Annotated in this window: 22 protein-coding genes; 14 read left to right on the top strand and 8 right to left on the bottom strand. The window is 68.4% G+C overall.

Annotated elements, in window-relative coordinates:
- The first annotated feature begins 17 nt into the window (after positions 1–17).
- From bioH to bioC, 3 genes are read left to right on the top strand one after another with little or no spacing between them, the layout of a single operon-like run.
- Positions 18–797, top strand: a complete 780-nt coding sequence (gene bioH, locus AC13FN_RS04335) for a pimeloyl-ACP methyl ester esterase BioH (protein ID WP_482984569.1) — start codon at positions 18–20, stop codon at positions 795–797.
- A gap of 29 nt (positions 798–826) precedes the next feature.
- Positions 827–1,606, top strand: a complete 780-nt coding sequence (locus AC13FN_RS04330) for an SDR family oxidoreductase (protein ID WP_217014536.1) — start codon at positions 827–829, stop codon at positions 1,604–1,606.
- Between the two features lie 12 nt (positions 1,607–1,618).
- Positions 1,619–2,503, top strand: a complete 885-nt coding sequence (gene bioC, locus AC13FN_RS04325; RefSeq protein ID WP_217014538.1) for a malonyl-ACP O-methyltransferase BioC — start codon at positions 1,619–1,621, stop codon at positions 2,501–2,503.
- A gap of 164 nt (positions 2,504–2,667) precedes the next feature.
- Here bioC and AC13FN_RS04320 read toward each other — a convergent pair whose 3' ends face one another.
- Positions 2,668–3,312 (bottom strand): YdcF family protein, encoded by a 645-nt coding sequence (locus AC13FN_RS04320; protein WP_049480113.1) that lies wholly within the window; start codon positions 3,310–3,312, stop codon positions 2,668–2,670.
- Positions 3,297–4,259 (bottom strand): pyridoxal-phosphate dependent enzyme, encoded by a 963-nt coding sequence (locus tag AC13FN_RS04315; protein WP_217014540.1) that lies wholly within the window; start codon positions 4,257–4,259, stop codon positions 3,297–3,299. Before AC13FN_RS04315 ends, AC13FN_RS04320 begins: the two co-directional genes overlap by 16 nt.
- Positions 4,260–4,418: 159 nt before the next feature.
- On the opposite strand from AC13FN_RS04315, the gene AC13FN_RS04310 reads away from it, so the two are divergent.
- Together AC13FN_RS04310 and mnmG are read left to right on the top strand one after the other, a co-directional pair.
- Positions 4,419–4,901 (top strand): hypothetical protein, encoded by a 483-nt coding sequence (locus AC13FN_RS04310; protein ID WP_049435791.1) that lies wholly within the window; start codon positions 4,419–4,421, stop codon positions 4,899–4,901.
- A 548-nt stretch (positions 4,902–5,449) separates the two neighbouring features.
- Positions 5,450–7,339: a tRNA uridine-5-carboxymethylaminomethyl(34) synthesis enzyme MnmG gene (mnmG, locus tag AC13FN_RS04305; protein WP_043399815.1), complete on the top strand. Its 1,890-nt coding sequence runs from the start codon at positions 5,450–5,452 to the stop codon at positions 7,337–7,339.
- Positions 7,340–7,490: 151 nt separating this feature from the next.
- Here mnmG and smeC read toward each other — a convergent pair whose 3' ends face one another.
- Genes smeC through smeA form a run of 3 tightly spaced genes read right to left on the bottom strand, consistent with a single transcriptional unit; the run spans position 7,491 to position 13,261 of the window.
- Positions 7,491–8,906 carry a multidrug efflux transporter outer membrane subunit SmeC gene (smeC, locus tag AC13FN_RS04300; protein ID WP_478413038.1) on the bottom strand — a complete coding sequence of 472 codons (1,416 nt, stop codon included), beginning with the start codon at positions 8,904–8,906 and terminating at the stop codon, positions 7,491–7,493.
- A complete protein-coding gene (gene smeB / locus AC13FN_RS04295) occupies positions 8,903–12,052 on the bottom strand; it encodes a multidrug efflux RND transporter permease subunit SmeB (RefSeq protein WP_482984568.1) in 3,150 nt (1,049 codons plus the stop codon). Before smeB ends, smeC begins: the two co-directional genes overlap by 4 nt.
- Before the next feature lie 12 nt (positions 12,053–12,064).
- The gene (gene smeA / locus AC13FN_RS04290) at positions 12,065–13,261 is read right to left on the bottom strand and encodes a multidrug efflux RND transporter periplasmic adaptor subunit SmeA (protein WP_197644044.1); all 1,197 of its coding nucleotides are present in this window, start codon (positions 13,259–13,261) and stop codon (positions 12,065–12,067) included.
- Positions 13,262–13,378: 117 nt separating this feature from the next.
- On the opposite strand from smeA, the gene baeS reads away from it, so the two are divergent.
- The 9 genes from baeS (at position 13,379) to AC13FN_RS04245 (ending at position 22,988) form a co-directional block, all read left to right on the top strand.
- On the top strand, positions 13,379–14,782 hold the full coding sequence (gene baeS / locus AC13FN_RS04285; RefSeq protein ID WP_054172757.1) for a sensor histidine kinase efflux regulator BaeS: 1,404 nt from the start codon (positions 13,379–13,381) through the stop codon (positions 14,780–14,782).
- The gene (locus AC13FN_RS04280; RefSeq protein ID WP_043402768.1) at positions 14,779–15,468 is read left to right on the top strand and encodes a response regulator; all 690 of its coding nucleotides are present in this window, start codon (positions 14,779–14,781) and stop codon (positions 15,466–15,468) included. The genes baeS and AC13FN_RS04280 overlap by 4 nt, the downstream gene beginning before the upstream one ends.
- Positions 15,469–15,584: 116 nt before the next feature.
- Positions 15,585–16,115, top strand: a complete 531-nt coding sequence (locus AC13FN_RS04275; RefSeq protein WP_241888709.1) for a gamma carbonic anhydrase family protein — start codon at positions 15,585–15,587, stop codon at positions 16,113–16,115.
- Positions 16,116–16,238: 123 nt separating this feature from the next.
- Positions 16,239–16,928, top strand: a complete 690-nt coding sequence (locus tag AC13FN_RS04270) for an RDD family protein (RefSeq protein WP_010482196.1) — start codon at positions 16,239–16,241, stop codon at positions 16,926–16,928.
- Complete coding sequence (locus AC13FN_RS04265) at positions 16,925–17,917, top strand: stage II sporulation protein M (protein ID WP_019337015.1); 993 nt, start codon at positions 16,925–16,927, stop codon at positions 17,915–17,917. Before AC13FN_RS04270 ends, AC13FN_RS04265 begins: the two co-directional genes overlap by 4 nt.
- Positions 17,907–19,529: a DUF4129 domain-containing protein gene (locus AC13FN_RS04260; RefSeq protein WP_482984567.1), complete on the top strand. Its 1,623-nt coding sequence runs from the start codon at positions 17,907–17,909 to the stop codon at positions 19,527–19,529. The genes AC13FN_RS04265 and AC13FN_RS04260 overlap by 11 nt, the downstream gene beginning before the upstream one ends.
- A complete protein-coding gene (locus AC13FN_RS04255; RefSeq protein ID WP_071305551.1) occupies positions 19,526–20,710 on the top strand; it encodes a DUF4350 domain-containing protein in 1,185 nt (394 codons plus the stop codon). The genes AC13FN_RS04260 and AC13FN_RS04255 overlap by 4 nt, the downstream gene beginning before the upstream one ends.
- Positions 20,707–21,693: an AAA family ATPase gene (locus AC13FN_RS04250; protein ID WP_482984566.1), complete on the top strand. Its 987-nt coding sequence runs from the start codon at positions 20,707–20,709 to the stop codon at positions 21,691–21,693. The genes AC13FN_RS04255 and AC13FN_RS04250 overlap by 4 nt, the downstream gene beginning before the upstream one ends.
- A complete protein-coding gene (locus AC13FN_RS04245; protein WP_054172761.1) occupies positions 21,690–22,988 on the top strand; it encodes a DUF58 domain-containing protein in 1,299 nt (432 codons plus the stop codon). The genes AC13FN_RS04250 and AC13FN_RS04245 overlap by 4 nt, the downstream gene beginning before the upstream one ends.
- Positions 22,989–23,092: 104 nt before the next feature.
- On the opposite strand, the gene AC13FN_RS04240 is transcribed toward AC13FN_RS04245, so the two are convergent.
- The 3 genes from AC13FN_RS04240 to AC13FN_RS04230 are packed head-to-tail and all read right to left on the bottom strand — an operon-like array spanning position 23,093 to position 25,498.
- On the bottom strand, positions 23,093–23,740 hold the full coding sequence (locus AC13FN_RS04240; RefSeq protein WP_482984565.1) for a hypothetical protein: 648 nt from the start codon (positions 23,738–23,740) through the stop codon (positions 23,093–23,095).
- Entirely contained in the window at positions 23,740–24,918 is a 1,179-nt protein-coding gene (locus AC13FN_RS04235; RefSeq protein WP_482984564.1) for a glutathionylspermidine synthase family protein, read from the bottom strand. Before AC13FN_RS04235 ends, AC13FN_RS04240 begins: the two co-directional genes overlap by 1 nt.
- A 7-nt stretch (positions 24,919–24,925) precedes the next feature.
- A complete protein-coding gene (locus AC13FN_RS04230) occupies positions 24,926–25,498 on the bottom strand; it encodes a DUF1190 domain-containing protein (protein ID WP_014038869.1) in 573 nt (190 codons plus the stop codon).
- Positions 25,499–25,777 lie beyond the last annotated feature (279 nt).

Genomic DNA, 25,777 nt, shown 5'->3' with positions numbered 1-25,777 from the left:
GTTCCGTGTCGTTGCCCATGCATATTGACGTCACCGGCCGTGGGCCGGACCTGGTACTGATCCACGGCTGGGCCCTGCAGGGCGGTGTGTTCGCGCCGCTGGTGCAGCGCTTGGCCGACCAGTTCACCCTGCATCGGGTCGACCTGCCCGGCCATGGCCACAGCCGCGAGGACACCACGCCGCTGCGCCTGCCGTTCGTGGTCAGTGCCATTGCCGCGGCCACACCGCCGGCGGTGTGGTGCGGCTGGTCGCTGGGCGGCCTGTTCGCATTGCACGCAGCGGCAACGCTGCCGAAGGTGCGCGGCCTCGCGATGATCGCCGCCACGCCGCGCTTCGTGCGTGGCGAAGACTGGCCGCACGCGGTGGAGCCGGCGGTGTTCGAGCAGTTCGGGCGTGAGCTGGCCACCGACTTCGGCGGCACGCTGGAACGCTTCCTGGCGCTGGACGTGATGGGCTCGGCACACGCCCGCGAGGAGCTGCGCACGCTGCGGCAGCGGCTGGTCGAGCGCGGTGCGCCTACCGAACGCGCCCTGCTGGAAGGCCTGCGCCTGCTGGAAAGCACCGATCTGCGCGGCGAACTGCCAACGCTGGGCAAACCCAGCCTGTGGATCGCCGGCCAGCGCGACCGGCTGGTCTCACCGGCGGCGATGCAGGCCGCCGCGGCACTGGCCCCGGGCGCGCAGGCACTGACCATCGCCCACGGCGGACATGCGCCCTTCCTCGGCCATGCCGACGAAGTGGCCGCCGCCCTGCAACACTTCGTTGCCGGCCTGTCACCGGCCGATGGCGGACAATGAGCGCCTTCCGAATTCCGCAGGACTGACGCATGGATCTGGGTATCAACGGCCGCTGGGCACTGGTCTGCGGCGCAAGCAAGGGGCTGGGCCTGGGCTGCGCGCGTGCGCTGGTGCGCGAAGGCGTCAACGTGGTGATCGTGGCCCGTGGTGACGCTGCGCTGCAGTCCGCCGCCGAAGAGCTGCGCGCCCTGCCCGGCGCTGCTGAGGTGCGCGCCGTCGCCGCCGATGTCACCACCGAGGCCGGCCGCACGGCGGTACTGGCCGCATGCCCGCAGGTGGACATCCTGGTCAACAACGCCGGTGGCCCGCCGCCCGGCGATTTCCGCAATTTCGAGCGCGACGACTGGATTGCCGCGCTGGACGCCAACATGCTGGCGCCGATCGCGCTGATCCGCGCCACCGTCGACGCGATGATCGAACGCGGCTTCGGCCGTATCGTCAACATCACCTCATCGGCGGTGAAAGCCCCGATCGACATCCTGGCGCTGTCCAATGGCGCGCGCAGCGGCCTGACCGGTTTCGTCGCCGGCCTGTCGCGCCGCACCGTGGCCCACAACGTCACCATCAACAACCTGCTGCCCGGCCAGTTCGATACCGACCGCCTGCGCGCCAACTTCGCCCACACTGCGGGCAAGGACGGCGACGCCGGTGAAGTCGCCGAACGCCGGCGCCAGCAGATTCCCGCCGGCCGCTTCGGCACGCCGGACGAGTTCGGCGCCGCCTGCGCCTTCCTGTGCAGTGCGCAGGCCGGTTACCTCACCGGGCAGAACCTGCTGATCGACGGCGGCGCCTACCCCGGTACGTTCTAAGAGACTTTCGCAATGCCGTCCCACTTCGATGCCCGCCATGTTCGTCGCGCGTTCGCGCGTGCCGCCACCAGTTACGACGCTGCCGCCGCCCTGCAGCGCGAGGTGCAGTCGCGGCTGATCGAGTCGCTGGACTACCTGGAGGCGCGCAAGCCCGAGGTGGTGCTTGACATCGGTGCCGGCACCGGCCACGCCAGCGCGTTGATGAAGAAGCGCTGGCCGAAGGCGCAGGTGATCGCGCTGGACGTGGCGCTGCCGATGCTGGACCAGGCCAAGCGCCAGGCCGGCTGGTGGAAGCCGTTCCAGCGCCTGTGCGGCGATGCCGTTGCGCTGCCGCTGGCCGACAACAGCGTGGACGTGATCTTCAGCAACCTGTGCCTGCAGTGGGTGGACGACCTGCCGGCGGTGTTCGCAGGCTTCCGTCGCGTGCTCAAGCCCGGTGGCCTGCTGCTGTGCTCGACCTTCGGCCCGGAAACCCTGATCGAACTCAACGAGGCCTTCGCGGCCGCCGATGACCGCCCGCACGTGAGCCGCTTCGCGCAGATCGCCCAGTTCGGCGATGCGCTGATGATGGCCGGCTTCCGCGACCCGGTGCTGGACCGCGATCTGTTTACCCTGACCTACGACGACCTGCCGTCGCTGATGCGCGAACTGCGCGCGATGGGCGCGACCAACGCGCGGGTGGACCGCCGCCATACGCTGACCGGGCGCAGCCGTTTCGCGGCGGCGGCATCGGCGTATGAACCGATGCGGCGCGCCGACGGCAAGCTGCCAAGCAGCTGGGAAGTGATCTACGCCCACGCCTGGGCACCGGACCCGGGCGCACCGATCCGCGAAGGCGGGCATGACGTGGCCTCGGTGCCGGTGTCGGCGATTCCGATCCGGCGCAAGCAGACCTGATCGAGCGACCGCAGGTCATGCGCCAACCACGGACGGCGACTACCAATTCATGCACGGAACCCGCTCTGGTAGGCGCCGACCTTGGTCGGCACAGTGCCGGCGGCATCGCGATCTGACAGATTGTGCCAACCAAGGTCGGCACCCACCCAATGCAGGCTTCCGCCTCAGGTATTGGCCGGCGAGCTCAGCGGCGGGCGCACCAGGTCGCGGTGGAAGAAATAGATTTCCTGCACCAGGAAGCGCCAGCTGGTGTGGAAGCTGCGGAAGCGCGTGCTGGGCGTCGACGAGGCCAGCGCATCGATGCCCAGTGCCTTGCTCAGGCGCAGCGCGCGCGCCATGTGCAGCGGGTCGCTGACGATGATCACCCGGTGCAGGTCACGCTGGTCCATCAGGCGCTTGGCTTCGACCAGGTTCTGCACGGTGTTGCGCGAAGCGGTTTCGATCAGGATCGCATCGTCCGGCACGCCATGCTTGAGCGCATAACGCCGCGCCACCTGCGATTCGGAGAAGCGCGCACCGGTGCCGCCATAGCCGCCGGTGAAGATCAGCAGCGGCGCGTACTGGGCCTCGTACAGGTCCAGTCCATGCCGGATACGTTCTTCGAACACCGGCGATGGCTTGGCGTCATAGGCGGCCGCACCCAGCACGATGATGGCATCGGCCTTGGCGGCCTGGTCGCGCTCGCCGACCCAGACGATCCAGGCAGTCACACCCAGCAGCCAGATCACCAGCAGGACAAACAGCCGCCACAGCCAGCCCAGCAGGCCGGTGCGAGGCCGATGGCGGTCGCGGCTCATGGCGCCCCCCAGCGCAACGCGGGCAGGTCGACGTTGCCGCCGGACAGCACCAGGCCCACGCGCAGGCCGGCAAAACGTTGCGGCTGTGCCAGCACCGCGGCCAGTACGGTGGCCGAGGATGGCTCGACCACCTGCTTGAGCACCTCCCACAGCAGGCGCATTGCGGCCATGGTCGCAGTGTCATCGACCACGATCACCTCGGCACCGGCGGCACTCAGCAGTTCGAAATTGGGCGCACCGATCAGGGTGCGCAGGCCATCGCAGACCGTGTCCGGGGTGAACGCGCCCTGGCGCACGCCAGCGGCCAGCGAGCGCGCGGTGTCATCGGCACCGGCCGGCTCGGCCAGCACCAGCCGCGTGTGCGGACTGGCGTGCTGCAGGGCCAGCGCGGTACCGCTGGCCAGGCCACCGCCGCCCACCGGCACCACCAGCACATCGAACGGACCGTCGCTGTGCAGCAGTTCCAAGGCCGCCGTGCCCTGCCCGGCCATCACCGCCGGGTCCGCATACGGATGGACCAGGGTCGCGCCGGTATCGGCCTGCACCCTGGCGCAGGTGGCCTCACGGTCGGCGATGGTCGGCGGGCAGCGCCAGAGCGTGGCGCCGTGGCGGGCGATGTTGGCCAGCTTGGCCGCCACCGCCCCTTCCGGCACCACCACATGGCAGGGAATGCCACGGGTGCGCGCGGCCAGGGCCAGCGCGGCACCGTGGTTGCCGGAGGAATGGGTCACCACACCGGCACTGGCGCGATCGGCATCGAGCGACCACACCGCATTGCAGGCACCACGGAACTTGAATGCGCCACCGCGCTGCAGGTGCTCGGCCTTGAACGCCAGCTGCGCGCCGGCCAGCGCATCGAGCGTGCGCGAGCGCAGCACCGGCGTCACGCTGGCGTGCGGGGCGATCCTCGCCGCAGCAAGCAGGACGTCATCGGCGCGGGGCAACAGTGAATCGCTCATGACGCAAGATTAACGTATGGCTTCGCGCTGGCGACCGGGACACAGGTCATGCCAGCATGCAGCCCTACGCCTCCATTCATCCTGGCCGGCGGAATTAAGGGCCGATTCAATGCTGGCGCCCGAAGCTGACTGCACACCCGTCCTCTGGGGGGACCCACCATGAAAATGCGCCTGATGCTTGCCGGTGGCCTGCTGCTGGCCCTGACCGGCTGCACCACCTACGACTATGTCGGCGGCGGCCGCAGCGGCAGCTACTACCACGGTGCGCCGTCGGTGGAGTACCGCTACCCAGCCGGCTATCCCTACAACTACGGCCCCTACTACGGTGGCTATGGCGGCTACTACGGCGGCTACGGCAATCCGTATTACTCGCGCCCGATCTACCGCCCGCCGCACAACCATCGCCCGCCGCCGCGCCCGGGCAATGGTGGCGAGCACCGTCCGCCGCCGTCGCGACCGTCGTACAACGGTGGTTCGCCGTGGCGGAACATGGACTCGATGCGCCGTCCGCCGCAGTCGAACGCGCAGCCGTCGGCGCCCCCGCCGCAGGCCCGTCCGGCACCGGCACCGAGTGCGCCGAGGATGAACGGTTCCCCCTGGCGCAACATGGATCGTGCGACGCAGCGCACAGTTGAGCGCTGAACCGTCTTGCATTTCACACGGTCTAAGCCGCAATCTACGCGGACAGTGACGGCCCGCGTCACAAAGTGACAAAAACGACACGGGCCGCCGCAAAAAGCTCTACGTCGATATCCGACAGGAACATCTGGATCCCCCCTGTTCCGGCCCTGTCGGATGTCGGCACCTCTGAAGGCAGACGGCCCCGCAATGCGGGGCCGTCTGTTTTGTCGGGTCGCCGACCGGCGAAGGCCCCAGCTTCAGTAGATCCACGCCATGCGTGGATGGCGCCTTCCCGACAGCCCAAAAAAACAGGGCCGGACAGTCCCCCGACTGCCGGCCCTCTGCTCCCCCACCGTGCGCCTGTACCGGCCCCTGTTCCAATTCCGGTCACGGGCGCCTACGGCGCCAGCCACGGTGGGTGCTATTGGGTTATCTGCAAAAATCCTGCCAACTTTAGGGCTGATTTCGCCGCCAACCGGCCTGCACCGGCGTCCCGGCCCCGAATGGCGCTAAAATCGCCACCCCGGCGCCGCCCCCCGGCCGCGCCCGCCCCCAGCTGAACAGCCCCCATGAACCCGTCCTTCCATCGTTACGACGTCATCGTCATCGGCGGTGGCCACGCCGGCACCGAAGCCGCGCTGGCCGCGGCCCGCACCGGCGTGCGCACCCTGCTGCTGACCCACAACATCGAAACGGTGGGCGCGATGAGCTGCAACCCGGCCATCGGCGGCATCGGCAAGGGCCACCTGGTCAAGGAAATCGATGCCCTCGGCGGTGCGATGGCGCATGCCGCCGACCGCGCCGGCATCCAGTGGCGCACGCTCAATGCCTCCAAGGGCCCGGCCGTGCGCGCCACCCGCTGCCAGGCCGACCGCAACCTGTACCGCATGGCGATCCGCGCCATCGTTGAAGGCCAGGCCAACCTGACCGTGTTCCAGGCCGCCGTCGATGACCTGGTCATCGAAGGCGACGCCGTGCGCGGGGTCATCACCCAGACCGGCCTGCGCTTCGACGCGGAAGCCGTGGTGCTGACCGCCGGCACCTTCCTGGCCGGCAAGATCCATGTCGGCCCGACCCAGTATGCCGCCGGCCGCATGGGCGACCCGCCGGCCACCACGCTGGCCGCGCGCCTGCGCGAGCGCCCGTTCCAGGTCGACCGCCTGAAGACCGGCACGCCGCCGCGCATCGATGGCCGCTCGCTGGACTACAGCGTGATGGACGAGCAGCCGGGCGACACGCCGCGCCCGGTGATGTCCTTCCTCGGCTCGGTGGACGAGCATCCGCAGCAGGTCAGCTGCTGGATCACCCACACCACCGAACAGACCCACCAGATCATCCGCGACGCGCTGCACCGCTCGCCGCTGTACAGCGGCCAGATCGAAGGCATCGGCCCGCGCTACTGCCCGTCCATCGAAGACAAGGTGGTGCGCTTCGCCGAGAAGGCCAGCCACCAGATCTTCGTCGAACCCGAAGGCCTGGGCATCGTCGAGATCTACCCCAACGGCATTTCCACCTCGCTGCCATTCGACGTGCAGCTGGAGATGGTGCGCAGCATCCGCGGCTTCGAAAACGCGCACATCACCCGCCCCGGCTATGCGATCGAGTACGACTTCTTCGATCCGCGTGGGCTGAAGGCTTCGCTGGAGACCAAGCTGGTGAACGGCCTGTTCTTCGCTGGCCAGATCAACGGCACCACCGGCTATGAAGAGGCCGCCGCGCAGGGCCTGCTGGCCGGCCTGAACGCCGCACGCCAGGTGCGTGGGCTGGACGGTTGGTGCCCGCGTCGCGACGAGGCGTACCTGGGCGTGCTGGTGGATGACCTGATCACCCACGGCACCAACGAGCCGTACCGCATGTTCACCAGTCGCGCCGAGTACCGCCTGCAGCTGCGCGAGGACAATGCCGACCAGCGCCTGACTCCGGCCGGCCGTGAGATGGGCCTGGTGGATGACCGCCGCTGGAACGCGTTCGAGACCAAGCAGGCCGCCGTCGCCGCCGAGCGCGCACGCCTGGGTGCACTGTGGGCAACCCCGGCCAATGCGCTGGGCCGCGAAGTGCAGGACACCCTGGGCGTGGCGGTCAGCCGCGAAACCAACGTGCTGGACCTGATCAAGCGTCCTGAACTGGATTACGCACAGCTGATGCAGGTGCCGTCGCTGGGCCCGGCGGTAGCCGACGCCAAAGTGGCCGAACAGGTGGAGATCGGCGTGAAGTACGCCGGCTACCTGGACCGCCAGCGCGAGGAAATCGAGCGCCAGCAGCGGCACGAAGCCACGCCGATCGCTGAAGCCTTCGATTACGCGACGGTGCGCGGGCTGTCGGCCGAGGCGCTGCAGAAGCTGGAGCGCGTACGCCCGCAGACCATCGGCCAGGCACAGCGGATTCCCGGCATGACGCCGGCGGCGATCTCGCTGCTGCTGGTGCATCTGGAGCGCGCACGCCGGGGACGCGTGGCGTAACGCGGGACCGTCCGCTTCTGGTGGGTGCCGACCTTGGTCGGCACATGAATCTGCCCTGGTGGGTGCCGACCTTGGTCGGCACGGAAGCATGGAGTGTCGCGATCTGATGATTCGTGCCGACCAAGGTCGGCACCTACCAGAGCAGATCGCGTTACCGTGCGTCGGCGCCGCCGCCCAGCACCTTGAACAAGGTCACCCGGTTGCCCGCCTCCTGCTGCTGCAACGCGATCAGGTCCTGCTGCGCGGCATACAGGTTGCGCTGTGCGTCCAGCGACTGCAGGTAGCCGTCCAGCCCGGTGCGGTAACGCGCATCGGCCAGCGTGTAGCTGCGCTGGCTGGCAGCGACCAGCGCGCGCTGCGCGTCCATCTGCGCGGTCAGGTGATCACGCGTGGCCAGCGCATCGGCCACTTCGCTGAAAGCCTGCTGGATCGCCTTCTCGTACTGCGCGATGCCGATGTCCTTGCCGATCTTCGAGGCATCCAGCGACGCCTTCAGTGCGCCGGCATGGAAGATCGGCGCGGTGATACTTGGCGCGAACGACCAGCCACGGGTACCAGCCGAGAACAGCGTCGACAACGCGGTGGAGCTGTGGCCGTAGTTGGCAGTCAATGTCAGCGTCGGGAAGAACGCGGCGCGCGCGGCGCCGATATCGGCATTGGCCGCCTGCAGCGCGTGCTCGGCGGACAACACGTCCGGGCGCTGCAGCAACACGCTGGAAGGCAGGTTGGCGGGCAGCGGTGCCAGCGCGACGCTGCCATCCAGCGTCTGCGCGGTGGGCAGCAGGGCCGGATCCAGCGGCGCCCCCACCAACAGCTGCAATGCATCACGATCCTGCGCCTGCTGCGTCTGCAGCTTGGCCAGCGCTCCGCGCGCGGCTTCCACGCTGGTCTGTACCTGCGACAGGTCCAGCCCCGAGGCCAGCCCCTGCGCATGGCGGGCCTCGGTGCGCTGCAGAGTCTGCTGCTGGCTGTCCAGGGTCTGTTGCGTGAATGCCAGCGACTGCCCATCGGCCGCCAGCGCCAGCCACGCCGTCGCCACTTCGGCGACCAGGCTGGTGCGCGCCGCACGCTGGTTCTCGGCACTGGCCAACCAGTTCTGCAGGGCCTCGTTCTTCAGGCTGCGGATGCGCCCGAACAGGTCCAGCTCCCAGCTGCTGATGCCGACCTGCACCGCGTCGGATTCGGTCACCTGGGTGGCACCGGTCTCACTGTTCGCATCGCTGACCCGCGAACGGGTGACGCTGCCGCTGGCATCCACCGGCGGCAGCAGCGCCGCACGCTGGATGCGGTACTGCGCGCGTTCCTTCTCCACCTGCAGCACCGCTACGCGCAGGTCGCGGTTGTTCTGCAGCGCCAGCGCGATCACCTGCTGCAGGCGCGGTTCGAGGAACACCTCACGCCATGCCGGCATCGCCAGCGCAGGATCAGCCTCGCCAGTGGCGGCATTGCCGAACTGCACCGGCACCGGCGCCTCGGGGCGCTGGTAACGCGGCGCCATGCTCACGCAGCCACCGAGCACAGCGGTCATCGTCGCGGCCGCCAGGGCGCGCAGCAGCATCGGCTTCATGGGCTTGCCTCCTGGGCAGTGACTTCGCCCGGTGCGCGCCCCGGGAACAGGCGCCGCACCAGCAGGTAGAACAACGGCACGAAGAACATGCCCAGCACCATCGAGGCGACAGTGCCGCCGGCCACGCCGGTGCCCAGTGAACGGCGCGCGGCCGAACCGGCGCCAGTGGCGAACACCAGGGGCAGCACGCCCATCAGGAAGGCCAGCGAGGTCATCACGATCGGCCGCAGCCGCAGGTAGACCGCCTGCAGGATCGCCTCGCGGGTGCTCTTGCCCTGCTGTTCGAGGATGCGCGCGAACTCGACGATCAGGATGCCGTTCTTGGCCGCCAGGCCAATCGTGGTCAACAGGCCGACCTGGAAGTACACGTCGTTGTTGAGGCCGCGCAGGTTCATCATCAGCACCGCGCCGAACACGCCCACCGGCACCGCCAGCATCACCGCGAACGGCACCGCCCAGCTTTCATACAGCGCGGCCAGGCACAGGAACACGAACAGCAGCGAGATGGCGTACAGCATCGGCGCCTGGTTGCCCGACAGCTGTTCCTGGTAGGCCATGTCCGACCACGCGTGGCTGAAGCCTTCCGGCAGCGTATCGGCCAGGCGCGCGATCTCGGCCATCGCCTCGCCGGAGCTGACGCCTGGCGCCGGCTGGCCGGTGATCTCCATCGCCGAGATGCCGTTGTAGCGCTGCAGCGCGGCCGGTGCGCTGGACCAGTGCGCGCTGACCAGCGATGACAGCGGCACCATCTGCCCGGCCTGGTTGCGCACGCTCCAGCGCTCGATGTCCTGCGGCTGCATGCGCGCTTCGGCGGTGCCCTGGATGAAGACCTTCTTGATGCGGCCCTTGTAGATGAAGTTGTTGACGAAGTCGCCGCCCAGCGCGGCGTTCAAGGTGTCATTGATGTCCTGCGGATTTACGCCCATCGCCTGCGCCTTGGCGTCATCCACCTTCACTGCGTATACCGGCGCGTCCTCCAGGCTGGCATAGCGCACGTTGACCAGCTTTGGATCCCTTGCGGCCTCCTTCAGCAATGTGTTGCGCGCAGCCACGGCGGCCGCATGGCCGGCACCGCCTTCGTCCTGCAGCTCCAGGGTGAAACCGCCCGCATCGCCGAGACCGAGGATGGCCGGTGGCGAGGTGATGAACACCTGCGCATCGGGCACGCTGGCCATGGCCTTGGTCAACCGCGCGGCGATGGTATCGGCGTCGTCCTTGCGGTCATCCCAGTCCTTCAGGCGGATGAAGGCCTGGCCGACATTCTGGCCGCTGCCGGTCACGCTGAAACCGGCGGTGGCCTGGATCGACAGCACGCTGTCGTCCTTCACCGCCACCGCACTGAGGCGATCCATCACCGCGCGGGTCTGCTCCAGCGTGGCGCCGGCCGGTAGCTTGACCAGTGCGTTGAGCATGCCCTGGTCCTCATCAGGCAGGAATGCACCCGGCAGGTGCCACAGCAGCAGGCCGGTGGCCACGCTCAGCACCAGGTAGAACAGCACGCCCAGCGTGCGCCGGCCAAGGAAACCATCCACGCGATGACGCAGGCCGTTGGAGGTGCGCTCGAAGCGGTGGTTGAACCAGATGAAGAACTTGCCCAGCAGGCTCGGCTCGCCGCCGTGGTCGCCGTGCGGATGCCCGCCCTTGGGAATCTGGTGCAGGATGCTGCCGCACAGTGCCGGGGTGATGGTCATCGCGACCAGGACCGACAGGATCATCGCTGCCGCAATCGTCACCGAGAACTGGCGGTAGATCACGCCGGTGACACCGCTGAAGAACGCCATCGGCAGGAACACCGCGGTCAGCACCAGCACGATGCCGACCAGCGCGCCGGTGATCTGGCCCATCGCCTTCAGCGTCGCCGGCTTCGGCGCCAGCCCTTCGAAGGTCATCACCCGTTCCACGTTCTCCACCACCACGATGGCATCGTCCACCAGCAGGCCGATGGCCAATACCAGCGCGAACATGGTCAGCGTGTTGATCGAATAACCGAACGCGGCCAGCACGCCGAACGTGCCCAGCAGCACCACCGGCACTGCGATGGTCGGGATCAGGGTGGCGCGCCAGTTCTGCAGGAACAGGTACATCACCAGCACCACCAGGATGATCGCCTCGATCAGGGTGATCACCACTTCCTTCAGCGAGATGGTCACGAACGGCGTGGTGGTGAACGCCACGTGGGCGGTGTAGCCATGCGGCCAATACTTCTGCAGCTGTTGAAGCCGTGCATCGATGGCCTTTGACACGGCGATGGCGTTGGCACCGGCATTGAGTTCGATACCCAGCGACGCAGACGGCTTGCCGTTGAAGGTGCTGATGCTGTCGTAGCTCTCCGGCCCCAGGCCGATCTTCGCCACGTCGCCCAGGTGCACCACGCTGCCGTTGGCGTCGGCCTTCAGCACGACCTGCGCGAACTGCTCAGGGGTGTGCAGGCGGCTGCGTGCGGTCACCGTGGCATCGAGCTGCTGGCCCTTCAGCGCCGGCTGGCCGCCGAGTTCACCGGCCGAGACATCGGTGTTCTGCGCCTGCAGCGCGCTCTCGATGTCCGAGGGCATCAACGCGTACTGGCGCATCTTCTCCGGGTCCAGCCAGATGCGCATGGCGTACTCCTGGCCGATCGGCTGGATGTTGCCGACACCGCTGACACGGCTGATCTGGTCGTCGATGCGCGCTTCCATGAAGTTGGCAACATCGAAGTTGTCCATGCTGCCGTCTTCGCTGGTGAATGACAGCACCTCGAAGATCGAACCACTGGACTTGGTGATGGTCAGGCCGTTCTGCTGCACCGCCTGCGGCAGCGTGGCCATGGCCGCCTGCAGCTGGTTCTGCACCTGCACCTGCGCGGTATCCGGATTGGTGCCGGTGGCGAACACCAGGTTGACCTGCGCCGAGCCGTCGGAGGCACTGGTCGAGGTCATGTACATCAGGTGATCGAGGCTCTGCTGCGACTGCTCGATGACCTGGGTGACCGCATTTTCCACGGTCTGCGACGAGGCACCGGTGTAGGTGGCACGGATGGTGATGGTGGGCGGGGCGATCTGCGGGTAGCGGTCCACCGGCAGGATCAGGATCGCAAGCAGGCCGAGCAGGCTTACCGCAATGGCGATCACCCAGGCGAAGATCGGCCGGTCGATGAAGAAACGAACCATGCGCGGCAGGCCTCAGTGCGACTTTTCGTCGGTGTTGCCGTTCGGGTCGATCGCCGGCATCGCCGCCAGCTGCGCCGTCGTGGCCGCCACCGCCTTCACCTGCTGGCCCAGTGATACCGCACTGCCGTTGCTGACGATCACCCGTTCGCCGGTCTTGAGACCATCGGTGATCTGCCACTGGTTGCCGACCACCTGGCCGGTGCTGATCCGGCGCTCGACCACATGGTCCCTGGCGTCGAGCAGGCGCAGCAGCGGCTCGCCGCGTTCGTTGCGCGTCACCGCCTTCTGCGGCACCAGCAGCGCGCGCGCGTCGGTGGCCATCGGCAGCACCGCCTTCAGGTACATGCCGGGCAGCAACAGGCCGTCCGGGTTCGGGATGACCGCACGCAGCACCACATTGCCGGTACCCGGATCGACCGCGCTGCCGACGAACTCCAGCGTGCCTTCGTGCGCATAGGTGCTGCCGTCCTCCAGCAGCACCTTCACCTGTGCCTTGCCATCGATGGCCTTCACCAGGCCGGCATCGAGCTGCTTGCGCAGCGCCAGCATCTGCGTGCTGGACTGGGTGACATCCAGGTACACCGGGTCCAGCCGCTGGATGGTGGTCAGCGCGGCGTCCTGCCCGGCCGCGACCAGCGCACCAGCGGTCACGCTGGAGGTGCCGATGCGACCGTCGATGGGCGCGGTCACCCGGGTGTAGTCGAGGTTGATGCGGGCGGCCTGCAATGCAGCGCGTGCGGCAATCACGTTGGCCTGCGCCTGCTTCAGCGCCGAGGTGGCGTCGTCGGCATCCTGCTTGCTGGCCGCATCCATGCTCACCAGCGCGCGGGTGCGCTCGGCCTTCGGCTGTGCCGACAACACGGTGGCCTCGGCCTGCGCCAGCTGCCCGCGGGCGGTATCGAAGGCCGCCTGGTAGGGCGCCGGATCGACCTGGTACAGCAGCTGCCCCGCCTTGACCTGCTGGCCTTCGGTGAACAACCGCTGGCGGATCAGGCCGCCGATCTGCGGCCGCACCTCGGAGATCTCGAACGGCACGGCGCGGCCGGGCAGGGTCTGCTGGAGTGCCAGCGGCTGCGCGCTGGCCGTGATGACGCCCACTTCGGGCATGGCCGGTGCTTCAGTCCTGCCCGCCGAACAGGCCGCCAGGGCCAGCAGCAGGGGCAGCAGCAGGGGACGCGGGGAACGGGACAGCGGGCGCAGGAGTGACATGGGGGGCGTGGGGGCCTTGCGTTGACCCGTGCACGCTGCCGTGGAACTGTGCAGAGAATATGGAGATTGTGCGACCGGCTCAGCTGGCGCTTGCTTTCGGCGCCGCATGCGCCGCTAATGGCCTCCGCGATGGCGAAGATTCGACTCAAATTCGGCCTGACCGCGAAGACCTTCCTCGCGATCTTCACCGCCTGCCTGCTGGTGCTGGCAGTGAACGGTATTGCCAGCCGCGTGGCCTTCCAGACCGGCTTCCTGGACTACCTCAACGACCAGGGCGACCTGCGCATGCAGCGGCTGATGCCCCACCTGCAACGCGAGTACCGCGAGCACGGTGGCTGGGGACATCTGCACGGTGATGGCGACCGCTGGGCGCGGTTGCTGCGCCCGGATCTGGCCCATCGGCACGAAGGACCGGTGCCGCCGCTGTCCGACCAGACCGGCGTGCCGTCGCGTCTGGGCCTGTTCGATGCGCAGCACCACTTCGTGGCCGGCAACCCCGACGCCACCAGCGATGACGAGCCGCATGCGGTGCAGGTGGACGGGCAGACCGTAGGTTGGCTGGGCATGGTGCCGTTCCAGACCGTCATCGCCACCAACGACCTGAATTTCTACAACACCCAGGTGCGCGCCTGGTGGGTGATCGGCATCGCCCTACTGCTGGTGACGGTACTGCTGGCCTGGCTGGTATCGCGGGCGCTGCGCCAGCGCCTGGCCAAGCTGGCCGCGGCCACGCACCGGCTGGCGGCCGGTGACTACGCCACCCGCATCGAGCGCACCAGCGACGATGAGCTGGACGCACTGGTCAACGACTTCAACCGGATGGCGCAGGCGCTGGACGATACCGAGCGCAACCGCCGCGCCTTCATCGCCGACATCTCGCATGAGCTGCGCACGCCATTGGCAGTGGTGCGCGCCGAGCTGGAGGCGATCGAAGATGGCATCCGTCCGCTGGACCGCGCCAACCTGGTGGGCCTGCAGGGCGAGATCCGCCAGCTGGGCAAGCTGATCGACGACCTGCACGACTTGTCGATGACCCAGTCTGGCGGCCTGGCGTACCGCTTCGCGCCACTGGACCTGGCGGCACTGCTGCGCAGCGAACTCAACGGCATGCGCGTGCGCTTCGCCAATGCAGGCCTGGCGCTGGAGGAAAATCTGCCCGCCATGCCGTTGCAGGTGTCCGGTGACGAACGGCGCCTGCAGCAGGTGCTGGCCAACCTGCTGGAGAATGCACTGCGCTACACCCAGGCCGGTGGCCGCGTACTCGTGCAGGCAGCGCACGTGCCTGCCGGCGTGCAGCTGATCGTGGAAGACACCGCGCCGGGCGTGCCGGCCGACAAGTGCGCGCTGCTGTTCGAACGCTTCTACCGCGTGGAGAGTTCGCGCAATCGTGCCAGTGGTGGCAGCGGGCTGGGCCTGGCCATCAGCCACAACATCATCCTCGCCCACCACGGCGTCATCCACGCCGAGCCCTCGCCACTGGGCGGGCTGCGCGTGGTCATCACCCTGCCGGAGCCTGCATGAGCACGTCGCCCGCCACGTCCGCGAAGATCCTGATCGTCGAGGACGAGCCACGCCTGGCCTCGGTACTGCGCGACTACCTGGCCGCTGCCGGCATGGCCAGCGAGTGGGTGGACGACGGTGGCCAGGTGATCGACGCGTTCGCGCGCTACCAGCCCGATCTGGTGCTGCTGGACCTGATGCTGCCGCAGCGCGACGGCGTGGACCTGTGCCGCGAACTGCGCGCCAACAGCGATGTGCCGGTCATCATGGTCACCGCACGGGTGGAAGAGATCGACCGCCTGCTGGGCCTGGAGATCGGTGCCGACGACTACATCTGCAAGCCGTTCAGTCCGCGCGAAGTGGTCGCTCGGGTAATGGCGGTGCTGCGCCGCTACCGCCCAGACCCGGGTGCGCGCGCCAATGGTGGCCTGCACATCGACGAGCCGGCCGCACGCGCCACCTGGAACGGCAAGGGCCTGGACCTGACCCCGGTGGAATACCGCCTGCTGCGCACGCTGCTGGCCACGCCAGGCCGGATCTGGGCGCGCGATGAACTGCTCGACCGGCTGTACCTGGACCATCGCGTGGTGGTCGACCGCACTGTCGACAGCCATGTGCGCAACCTGCGCCGCAAGCTGGCCGACGCCGGCATGGAAGGCGAGCCGATCCGTTCGGTGTACGGCATGGGCTACAGCTACGAACCCTGAGCTTCCTGTAGAGCCGAGCCCATGCTCGGCTGTGCTGGGAGCCGAGCATGGGCTCGGCTCTACAACGCACCACGCAGGTATCATCGTCGCGAACGCCCTGATTTCCGGAGACTTCGATGAACCCGCTGCGCCCCTTCCGCGACAAGATGCCCGTCCTCGGCGAGCGCGTGTACATCGATCCGGCCTGTACCCTCATCGGTGACGTGGAGCTGGCCGACGACGTGTCGGTGTGGCCGGGCACGGTCATCCGCGGCGATGTCAATTACGTGCGCATCGGTGCGCGCACCAACGTGCAGGACGGCACCATCATCCATGTCAGCCACCACAGCCCGTACAACAAGGCCGGCTACCCGACCCTGATCGGCGAAGGCGTGACCGTCGGCCACGGCTGCATCATCCACGCCTGCACCATCGGTGATTACAGCCTGATCGGCATGGGCGCCTGCATCCTCGACGGCGCCCGCGTGGAGCGCCACGGCTTCGTCGGCGCCGGTGCGGTGATCGGCCCCGGCAAGGTGGTGGGCGAAGGCGAGCTGTGGGTCGGCAACCCGGCCCGGCCGGCACGCACGCTGAGTGACAAGGAGATCGAGGCGCTGCATTACTCGGCCGACCACTACGTGCGGCTGAAGGACGAATACCGGGGCTGAGCCCCCGACGCCGCCATGCGGCTCTGCTAAAGTCTGGGCCCGACCAGGACCTGTCGAGACCCCCATGCCTGTGGCTGCCTGCCGGAGAGGACTCCGGCGCCCACAACGAAGGCCATCGCGCTGATGGCCGCACCGATGCTCGATACCTACCGCGAGGTGGTGACGCCGGAGGGTGTGCCGCTGCAGTTGCCTGCCGCCGGCCCGGTACCGCGGGCGATGGCCTGGCTGGTCGATCTCGGCGTGCGCATCGCAGCACTGGTGCTGGTGTCGATTCCGCTGGCGCTGCTGGACAAGTTCGGCTCCGGCCTCTACCTGGTGCTGATGTTCCTGGTCTACTGGGCCTACCCGATCGTCTGCGAAGCAGTGTGGGGACGCACCCTGGGCAAGCGTGCGCTGGGGCTGCGCGTGCTGTCCCGCGATGGCGCGCCGGTGGGCTGGATGGCGGCGATCACCCGCAACCTGCTGCGCACGGTGGACATGCTGCCCTTCGGCTATGCGCTGGGCCTGATCAGCAGCCTGTTCGATCCGCATGGCCGCCGCCTGGGCGACCTGGTGGCCGGCACCGTGGTGGTGCATGCACCCGCGCTGTACCTGCCACCGCCACCGACCATCGACAGCGTGCTGGCCCCGCCGCAGCCCCTGCGACCAGAGGAACAGGCCGCGCTGATGGCCTTCGCCGAGCGCGCGCCCCGCTTGTCGGCGGCGCGCCAGCAGGAGCTGGCCGGTATTGCCGAACCACTGACCGGCACCCACGGCCAGGTCGGCGTGCTGCGCCTGTATGCGATGGCCAACTGGCTGCTGGGGCGGCGATGAAACAGGAGCAGTTCGTCGCCCGCTACCAGCAGGAATGGCAGGACCTGGAGCAGTGGCTGCTGCTGCGTGCCGGCGCCTCACGCCGCACGCGCCGCAAGGCCAGCGGCCTGGCACTGGACGACACGACCTTCCCGCAGCGCTACCGGCGGCTGTGCCAGCAGCTGGCGCTGGCCCGCGAGCGTGGCTACAGCCCGCAGCTGGTGCAGCGCCTGCAGCAGCTGATGCAGCAGGGCCACAGCGTGCTGTACCGCACGCCGCCGACACGCTGGCGGGGTGCCCTGGAGTTCCTGGTGGCCGACTTCCCGCTGCTGGTGCGCAGCCAGGCGCGCAGCATGTGGGTAGCGCTGGCGATGTTCGCGCTGCCGGCGGTGGCCTGCTTCGTGCTGGTGCAGGTCTATCCGGACCTGATCCACATGCTGATGGACAACCGCCAGATCGCCGAGATGGAGCGCATGTACGATCCCGCCGCCGAGCGCCTGGGGCGTGACAGCGGCACTGACTGGATGATGTTCGGCCACTACATCATGAACAACATCAGCATTGCCCTGCGCACCTTCGCCAGCGGACTGCTGGCCGGGCTGGGCACGCTGCTGGTGCTGCTGTTCAACGGCGTAATCATCGGTTCGGTGGCAGGCCACCTGCAGCACATCGGCCATGGCGACCCGTTCTGGCGCTTCGTGGTCGGCCACGGCGCCTTCGAGCTGACTGCGATCGTGATCGCTGGCGGTGCCGGCCTGCAGCTGGGCATGAAGCTGCTGGCGCCGGGCCGGCGCAGCCGCCTGGATGCACTGGTCGACGGCGGCCGCATCGGCGCGCGGCTGTGCCTCGGCGTCGCCTTCATGCTGTTGGTGGCCGCCTTCATCGAAGCCTTCTGGTCATCGATCGCCGAAGTACCTGCATGGGGCAAGTTCAGCGTGGCCGGTGTGTTGTGGGCCGGCGTGCTGCTGTGGCTGTGGCGCGGCGGACGTGGAGCTGGCCATGCGCATTGACCACCTGGACGTGGCGCTGCGTGCCCGCAGTGGCTGGGAAGCGATGGAGCTGGGCACCGCGCTGTCCCGCCGCCACGCACGTGCGCTGTGGGGCAGCTGGCTGCTGGCCAGTGCACCGCTGTTCGTGATCTTCAACGCGCTGGGCTGGTGGCTGGATGCCTTCGGATGGGCCTGGCTGGCGATGTGGTGGTGCAAGCCGCTGTTCGAACGCGCGCCGCTGTATGTGCTGTCGCGCGGCATCTTCGGTGAGCCGGTCGGCACGCTCGCCGCGCTGCGTGCGCAACGTCACTGGGGCAACAGCGGCTTCTGGGGCTACCTGGGTTGGCGTCGCTTCAGCGTGCTGCGCAGCCTGTGCCTGCCGGTGAACCTGCTGGAAGGCAACACACCGGGCCAGCGCGGCCCACGTCGTCGTGCGGTGGCAGCCGGCGCAGCGGGCGCGGCACTGGTACTGACCGTGACCTGCATGGCGTTCGAAGCCGTGCTGGTGTCCGGCACGATCGGTGCGGTGTTCATGTTCATGCCGCTGGAGCTGATGTCCGAATCCTGGCGCGCCGCATGGGACATGATCGGCCAGGACACCCCCGCATGGGCACGGCTGGGCTTCAACCTGGCGTGCTGGCTGGCCTCGGTGCTGATCGGCCCGTTCTTCGTCGGTGCGGGCTTTGGCCTGTACTTGAACCGGCGCACGCAGATGGAAGCCTGGGATGTGGAGATCGCCCTGCGCCGCCTGCGCGAGCGGCTGCTGCCGGCGGCATCGACGCTGGCCCTGCTGCTGTGCCTGGCACTGCCGCTGGTCTCCGCACCGGTGCATGCGCAGGACACAGACGCCGAGCCCGAACGAGCCATGGGCAAGCCCAACGACCGTGGCATCGACGCCGAGGACGGCGACGAAGCACCGACCATCGACCCGGCCAACACGCCGGCAACGATCTTCGGCGGTACGCCGGTGGACACCGCCGGTTTCCGTCAGGCAGTGAACCGCGCCTATGAAGACCCGCTGCAGCGCCCGACCCGCCAGGTCACCCGCTGGAAGCCGATCGAACAGGCCGAGGAAGAGAAGAAGGAAGACAAGCAGCTGCAGCGTGACACCAACAGCAAAGGTGAACGCAAAGCGCGCAAGGACGGCATCGCCTGGCTGGCGCGGCTGGCCGAATGGGGCCTGTGGGGGCTGCTCGGCGTCCTGCTGCTGGTCCTGCTGCTGACCGCGCGGCTGTGGCTACCATGGCTGCGGGGCAGTGGCCGACGCAAGGCCGAGGCCGCACAGCCGGTGGTGGAGGAACAGGTGGAGTTGCCGGTGGTGCTGCCGCCGGACGTGGCCACCCAGGCCGGCCTGCTGTGGGACCAGGGCCGGCCGCGGCAGGCGCTGGCCCTGCTGTACCGCGCCAGCGTGCACACGGTGGGCGAGCGCAGCGGCATCGCGCTTCCACCCGGTGCCACCGAAGCGCAATGCCTGCGCGCGTCGCGGCGCATGCCCGAGGCCAGTGACCGCGACCTGTTCGCACGCATCGTGCGCATGTGGCAGTACGCCGCCTACGGTGGCCGCCTGCCCAGTCGTGCCGATTTCGATGCATTGGCCGATACCCTGCGCCAGCAGTTCGGGTGGCAGGCATGAGTCCGCGCCTGTTCTGGTCGCTGCTGCTCGGTGCACTGGTGCTGTTCGGCGTACCGCTGACCATCCTCTACCTGCGCACGCACGAGCGGGTGACCGAAACGATCCGGCTGCCGCCACAGGGCGAGGCCGCCTACAACCCGCTGTATGTACTCAGCCAGGCCCTGCGCGCCGATGGCATCGAGGTGCACTCACGGCCGCGTCTGGAACTGCGGCAGATGACGCTGGGGCGCCATGACACGGTGGTGCTGCTGCAGGACAGCAGCGAACTGCCGGTGCCGGCGATGAAACAGCTGCTGGACTGGGTGGACCAGGGCGGCCACTTGCTGGTGCGTACGCCGCCACCGGCCGAGGACGATGCCAGCAGCACGCAGGGCCCCCTGCTGGACCAGTTGGGCGTGGACAGCCTGTTCCAGCGCAGCGACTGCCAGGCCTTCCATGTCGACGACGATCCGGGTCACGTCGAATTCTGTGGTGGCCGCCGCTTCACCCTGGGGTTTGCGGCCAGTGCGCAGGCCGAACGCCGCTGGGGCACTGATCGCGACCTGGTGTTCGCGCGCCTGCGCCATGGCCAGGGCAAGGTGAGCGTGCTGGCCGACATGGAATTCATGCGCAGCGAAGTGGACTCACCGGCAGCGCGCCTGGCCTCTGCCGCGGGCAAGGCCAGCGACGGCCTGCACGATCCTGCCCATCGCGACCTGACCCGCTACCTGCTCGATCCGAACTACGGCAAGGGTGCGGTCTGGCTGGTCTATGCCAGCCGCCCGCCGTCGCTATGGTCGCGCATGTTCTACCAGGGCTGGCCGCTGTGGGCACCGCTGCTGCTGGCTCTGCTGGGTTGGCTGTGGAGTCGCTCGCAGCGCTTCGGCAGCCTGCTGCCGTCACCGGTGCTGGAACGCCGTTCGCTGCTGGAGCACGTGCGCGCCAGTGGCGAACTGCTGCTGCGCTTCGGTCACGGCATACGCCTGTACGAGGCCGTGCTCGCCCTGTTCCTGCACCGCCTGCGCCTGCGCGCACCGATTGCCGCCGCACTGGATGGTACGCCACGCGATCAGGCCATCGCCGAGCTGCTGAAATGGCCGCAGGCCCGCGTCGCCAGCGCGCTCACTCCCCCTCCGCCACACGATTCCTCCGCCCTGCGCGAGCGCATCCGCTTGCTGCTCCAGATGAGATCCCTGCTATGACCGAAGTCCCCGAGCTGCCGGCGGCCGCCAACGCCCGCCTGATCGAACGCGTCGATGCCATCCGCACCGCCGTCGGACACGCCTTCATCGGCCAGGCCGATGTGCTGGACCAGATCCTGGTGGCGCTGCTGGCCGGTGGCCACGTGCTGATCGAGGGCGTGCCCGGGCTGGGCAAGACGCTGCTGGTGCGCGCGCTGGCCCAGGCCTTGGAGCTGGACTATGGCCGCGTGCAGTTCACCCCCGACCTGATGCCCAGCGACGTCAGCGGCCACGCGGTGTACGACCCGAAGAGCGAAAGCTTCAAGATCCGCCGCGGCCCGGTGTTCACCAACCTGCTGCTGGCCGACGAGATCAACCGCGCCCCGGCCAAGACCCAGTCCGCGCTGCTGGAAGTGATGCAGGAAGGCCAGGTGACCATCGAGGGCAAGGCCTTCACCCTGGCACCGCCTTTCATGGCGCTGGCCACGCAGAACCCGCTGGAGCAGGAAGGCACCTACCCGCTGCCGGAAGCACAGCTGGACCGTTTCCTGCTGAAGGTGCTGATCGATTACCCGCAGCTGGAGGACGAGAAGCGCATGGTGACCGCGATCACCAGTGGTCGTGCCGCCAGCGATTTCGACCTGAGCCAGGTGCCGCGCGTGCTCGGTGCCGGTGAGCTGCTGGAGCTGCAGCGCGCCACCGCGGCGATCACCGTCGATGACGAAGTGATCGACTACGCGGTACGCATCGTTGCCGCCACCCGGCAGTGGCCGGGCATCGCGGTCGGTGCCGGTCCGCGCGGCAGCATCGCGCTGGTGCGTGCCTCGCGCGCGCAGGCGGTGCTGGCCGGCCGCGACTTCGTCACGCCGGACGACGTGCGCGACATTGCACGCCCGGCGCTGCGCCACCGCATCGGGCTGGCCCCGGAACTGCAGATCGAAGGCCAGGACGCCGACGACGTGCTGGGCGCGCTGCTGGCCAAGGTGGAAGCGCCGCGCCGATGAGGCCGGCCCCGCTGCTGCTGGCGCTGCTGCTGGCCTGGGCTGCCCTGGGCGGTCTGGTGCTGGGCGGGTTGCTGCCGCGCTGGAGCTGGGCGCTGGCGGCGCTGGCGATTGCCGTGCCCGCGTTGATGGATCTGTGGCGGCAGTCGCGGCGTCCGTCACCGCAGGTGCAGCGAGAACTGCCCGAAGCGCTGGCACTGGGCGTGCGCCGCGAGGCTGCACTGCGGTTGCAGGCAGACGCGTCGATGACGGTGCAGGTGTTCGACCTGGTGCCCGGCGGTTGGCCGTTGGAGTCGCTGCCACAGCGCGTGCACCTGCAGGCGGGCACCGCTGCCACCCTGCACTACCATCTGCAGCCGCTGCAGCGCGGGCATTTCCGCTTCGAGGGCGTGCACCTGCGCATGCGCTCGCCGTGGCGCCTGTGGTGGCAGCAACGCACGCTGCCGCCCGCGCTGGACGTGCGGGTCTATCCGAACTTCGTGCCGCTCACCCGCTTCGCATTGTTCAGTGCCGACCAGGCCTCGCGGCTGGTCGGTGCGCACGTGAAGCGCCGCCGGGGTGAAGGCACCGACTTCCACCAGATGCGCGAGTACCGCATCGGCGACAGCCTGCGCCAGCTCGACTGGAAGGCCACCGCGCGTGCACGCAAGCTGATCTCGCGCGAGTACCAGGACGAGAAGAACCAGCAGCTGCTGCTGATGCTCGACAGTGGCCGGCGCATGCTGGCCAGCGAAGGCGGACTCTCGCACTTCGACCACGCATTGAACGCCTCGCTGGTGGTGGCTTACCTGGCGCTGCGCCAGGGTGACGCCGCCGGCCTGTTCGCTGCCGGTGGTGAACGCCGCTGGGTGGCGCCGCAGCGTGGCATGGGCACGGTCGAGCACCTGCTGCGTGCCAGCTACGACCTGCAGCCGCGTGCGGTGGCCACCGATTACCTGGCCGCCGCCACCGAGGTGTCGCTGCGCCAGCGCCGGCGCGCACTGGTGATGCTGGTCAGCAACGTGCGCGACGAAGACATCGAGGATCTGCTGGCGGCGGTGCGCCTGCTGCAGAAACGCCACCTGGTGTGCGTGGCCAGCCTGCGTGAGCGCGAGCTGGACGGCGCACTGGAGGGCGAAGTGCAGACACTGGAAGACGCCACCCAGGCCGGTGCCGCCGCACTCTACCTGCAGCAGCGCGCGAAGGCGCACGAGGCACTGCGCAGCGAGAAGGTGATGGTGCTGGACGTGACCGCCGATGCACTGCCCGGCGCGCTGGTGGAGCGCTACCTGGCAGTGAAGCGCGAAGGATTGCTCTGATACCAACGATCGCTCTGGTAGGTGCCAACCTTGGTTGGCACGAAACCCACAGCGCCGACCAAGGTCGGCATCTACCAACGGCGATTGCCGGCCAGCGGCCGGCACTACCCCTGCAACAACCGCCGCTGCAACCGCTCCACCGCACGTTGCAGCAACACCCGGTTGCGGGCCAGCTTCATCCACTGCGGCAGGCGCGAGAACATGGATCGGTGATGGCCGCGGCTTTCGCGCAGCATCGCGCTCGCGTACTCGTGCAGTGCCTGGAGATGTTCAGCGTTATAGGCCCAGAGCAGGCCCGCGCGGGTCGGTTCGACCAGGCGCAGCGGCAATCCGAAGTGCGGATCGACAGGCTCGGCGTCACGCAACGGACGCACCGCGACCGAAACATCAGTACTGCGATCACATTGCGCACATCGAGCAGCGAAGGAGGCCGGTGCAGGCACGCCAGCGGGAACCCGGCGGCGCACATGCAGCCACTGATGCCCACAGAATCCACAAGGTTGGCGGCCCAAGATGTAGACCGCACCGACCCAGTCACCACTGTCCAGCGCTGAACTGCAGCCTGTGCAGCGGAATCGCGCCGTCCACCGGTAGGGTTTCCAGCTGGCGATCACCCAACCGGGGGTGTCGCAGCGATGGCAACGCACAGCGACGCGGTCCGCGAAGGCCTGCAGGCTGCGCCCGTCATCGAAATGCCGGCCCGGCACGGGCGTGGGACGCCCATGCCGGCCAGGCCAACGCCGCACCGTCATCAGACGTAGATCCGCGTCGGCGCCTCATCAACGATCGCGTGCGGCAGGAAGCGCGCACTGTCAAGGGTGATCGCGCTGTCGTCCTCGCGGATACCGATGCCGCAGGCGTGGTCACCCACCACCCAGCTGCCGATCAGCGGGTAGCCGCCTTCGAAACGGGTCAGCGGATGTGCGCGCTGGATGATCGCCGGGCCGTCGTAGGGACCGTCGCTGCGCTGGGTGCTGCCATCGGCCAGGTGCATCTCGATGTTCGCGCCTTCGCGCGAGAACAGCGGCTTGCGCACCCAGCCCGAGGCCAGTGCACTGCCGTCATCGAAGTGCGCTTCCAGCAGATTCGGATGGCCCACGTTGCGTTGCCACAACAGCGGCAGGATGCCCTTGTTGCTCAATACCGCCTTCCAGGCCGGTTCCAGCAGCTGCACGCCCGAGCCGGGCAGCGCGCGGCCGAACTCTTCGGCCATCAGGTCTTCCAGCGGATACAGCTTGAACAGCGTGCCGATCACCGAATCATCCAGCGCGGTGAAGCGGCCGTCTTCGGACAACCCGATATCCTCGACGGCGATGGCCTGGCCGTGCAGGCCGGCCTGCGAGGCGCAGTCGCGCAGGTAGTCAACCGTGCCACGGTCTTCTTCGGAGCTGCCCACCGCGCTGAAGTACAGCGGCGGCGGCAACTGCGTGGCCAGTTCGCCGAAACGCTCGACCAGCGCCTCGTGGATGGCGTTGAACTGATCAGCATGCTGCGGCAGGCGGCCGGCATTGCGCTGGTCCTCCAGCCATTGCCACTGGAAGAAGCTGGCTTCGAACAGCGAGGTCGGCGTGTCGTAGTTCAGTTCGTACAGCTTGGCCGGACCGGTGCCGTCGTAGGCCAGGTCCAGGCGCCCGTACAGGTGCGGCTGGCGCTGGCGCCAGCTGTCAGCGATCCAGTCGCGGTAGTGCGCGGGGATCGCCAGCTGGTCCATCAGTCGCTCGCTGGCGATGACATCGCCGACCAGGTCCATCGCCATCTGGTGCAGCTCGGCGCTGGGGTCTTCGATGTCCTGCTCGATCTGGCGCAGGGTGAACGCGTAGTACGCGCTTTCATCCCAGTACGGCTGGCCATCGATGGTGTGGAAGCGGAAACCCGCCTCTTCCGCGCGTGCCCGCCACTGGGCACGCTCGGCAATCCGGATACGCTGCATGGGTCGATCAGCCGCCGTAGCTGCCGCTGGTGCTGCGGCGCGCGCTGGTGTTGCCGAAGCCACCACGGCTGGCAGTGACCGCACGGTTCGGCTCGCTGGTGACCGGGGCCAGGCCGGCCTTGCCGGCGCCGATGCCGCTGGCGGTGTTGAGGCCGCCGCTGCCGCCCGGAGCCGGGCGCGCCCAGCCGGCGCTCTTGTCCTGGTAGGCCGGCGACGCCGCCGGCGCCTGCGGGGCCAGGCCACCGCGGTTGCTCAGCATCTGCGACATGAAGAAGCCCATCATCATCGGGCCGATGAACGAGGTACCGGCCGAGGTGTGCTGCTGCACGCACTGTTCCGGCTTGTAGTCCTTCTCGCAGGCTTCCTTGCTGGCGTACTTCGGCGCGGCATCGGCGGCCTGCTTCTGCGCTTCAGCAAAGGCATTGCGGCACGACGACGGATCGCCGGTGGCCTCGGTGCAGGCCTCCACCGAGGTGTACAGGCCTTCCTGCACCTTCACCTCCGGCTCCTTCTGGCAGGCGGTGAACAGCAGCGGCGCGGCACTCATCAGCAGCAGCGCGGTGGTGCGGGAACGTTTCATGGCCTCATGCCCTGTCGACGGATCAATGCCCCAATGATGCCAAATCCGGGCCAGCAACCGTAATCGGCAAAGTGGGAAAGATGAACGGCCTTTCATTTTCGTCGTTCCCCATCATCCCCGCATCGCGTGGATCCATCGTGTCGACCAAGGTCGACACCTACCAAGAGCAGAGCGCCGGCCCCGACAGATCGCAGGAAACTGTCGAAGGCGGGGTGGGTCCGGTTGCGGGGGCGTGAGCGCCATGGATGGCGCGACCGAGGCTACAGGGACGTACTTGCG

This window comes from Stenotrophomonas sp. 115C5 (assembly GCF_056861055.1).
Note: the sequence above shows the minus strand (reverse complement) of the source record. Positions and strands in the feature narration are given on the sequence as shown.

Excerpts from the sequence above, each read along its gene's own strand:
- AC13FN_RS04245 (WP_054172761.1), top strand. The coding sequence starts at position 21,690 with ATGAGGCCGGCCCCGCTGCTGCTGGCGCTGCTGCTGGCCTGGGCTGCC.
- smeB (WP_482984568.1), bottom strand. The coding sequence starts at position 12,052 with ATGGTTCGTTTCTTCATCGACCGGCCGATCTTCGCCTGGGTGATCGCC.
- bioH (WP_482984569.1), top strand. The coding sequence starts at position 18 with ATGCATATTGACGTCACCGGCCGTGGGCCGGACCTGGTACTGATCCAC.
- AC13FN_RS04310 (WP_049435791.1), top strand. The coding sequence starts at position 4,419 with ATGAAAATGCGCCTGATGCTTGCCGGTGGCCTGCTGCTGGCCCTGACC.
- AC13FN_RS04315 (WP_217014540.1), bottom strand. The coding sequence starts at position 4,259 with ATGAGCGATTCACTGTTGCCCCGCGCCGATGACGTCCTGCTTGCTGCG.
- AC13FN_RS04330 (WP_217014536.1), top strand. The coding sequence starts at position 827 with ATGGATCTGGGTATCAACGGCCGCTGGGCACTGGTCTGCGGCGCAAGC.
- AC13FN_RS04255 (WP_071305551.1), top strand. The coding sequence starts at position 19,526 with ATGAGTCCGCGCCTGTTCTGGTCGCTGCTGCTCGGTGCACTGGTGCTG.
- smeC (WP_478413038.1), bottom strand. The coding sequence starts at position 8,906 with ATGAAGCCGATGCTGCTGCGCGCCCTGGCGGCCGCGACGATGACCGCT.
- AC13FN_RS04250 (WP_482984566.1), top strand. The coding sequence starts at position 20,707 with ATGACCGAAGTCCCCGAGCTGCCGGCGGCCGCCAACGCCCGCCTGATC.
- AC13FN_RS04240 (WP_482984565.1), bottom strand. The coding sequence starts at position 23,740 with ATGACGGTGCGGCGTTGGCCTGGCCGGCATGGGCGTCCCACGCCCGTG.
- AC13FN_RS04280 (WP_043402768.1), top strand. The coding sequence starts at position 14,779 with ATGAGCACGTCGCCCGCCACGTCCGCGAAGATCCTGATCGTCGAGGAC.
- AC13FN_RS04270 (WP_010482196.1), top strand. The coding sequence starts at position 16,239 with ATGGCCGCACCGATGCTCGATACCTACCGCGAGGTGGTGACGCCGGAG.
- AC13FN_RS04235 (WP_482984564.1), bottom strand. The coding sequence starts at position 24,918 with ATGCAGCGTATCCGGATTGCCGAGCGTGCCCAGTGGCGGGCACGCGCG.
- mnmG (WP_043399815.1), top strand. The coding sequence starts at position 5,450 with ATGAACCCGTCCTTCCATCGTTACGACGTCATCGTCATCGGCGGTGGC.
- AC13FN_RS04260 (WP_482984567.1), top strand. The coding sequence starts at position 17,907 with ATGCGCATTGACCACCTGGACGTGGCGCTGCGTGCCCGCAGTGGCTGG.
- smeA (WP_197644044.1), bottom strand. The coding sequence starts at position 13,261 with ATGTCACTCCTGCGCCCGCTGTCCCGTTCCCCGCGTCCCCTGCTGCTG.
- AC13FN_RS04265 (WP_019337015.1), top strand. The coding sequence starts at position 16,925 with ATGAAACAGGAGCAGTTCGTCGCCCGCTACCAGCAGGAATGGCAGGAC.
- AC13FN_RS04275 (WP_241888709.1), top strand. The coding sequence starts at position 15,585 with ATGAACCCGCTGCGCCCCTTCCGCGACAAGATGCCCGTCCTCGGCGAG.
- bioC (WP_217014538.1), top strand. The coding sequence starts at position 1,619 with ATGCCGTCCCACTTCGATGCCCGCCATGTTCGTCGCGCGTTCGCGCGT.
- AC13FN_RS04230 (WP_014038869.1), bottom strand. The coding sequence starts at position 25,498 with ATGAAACGTTCCCGCACCACCGCGCTGCTGCTGATGAGTGCCGCGCCG.
- baeS (WP_054172757.1), top strand. The coding sequence starts at position 13,379 with ATGGCCTCCGCGATGGCGAAGATTCGACTCAAATTCGGCCTGACCGCG.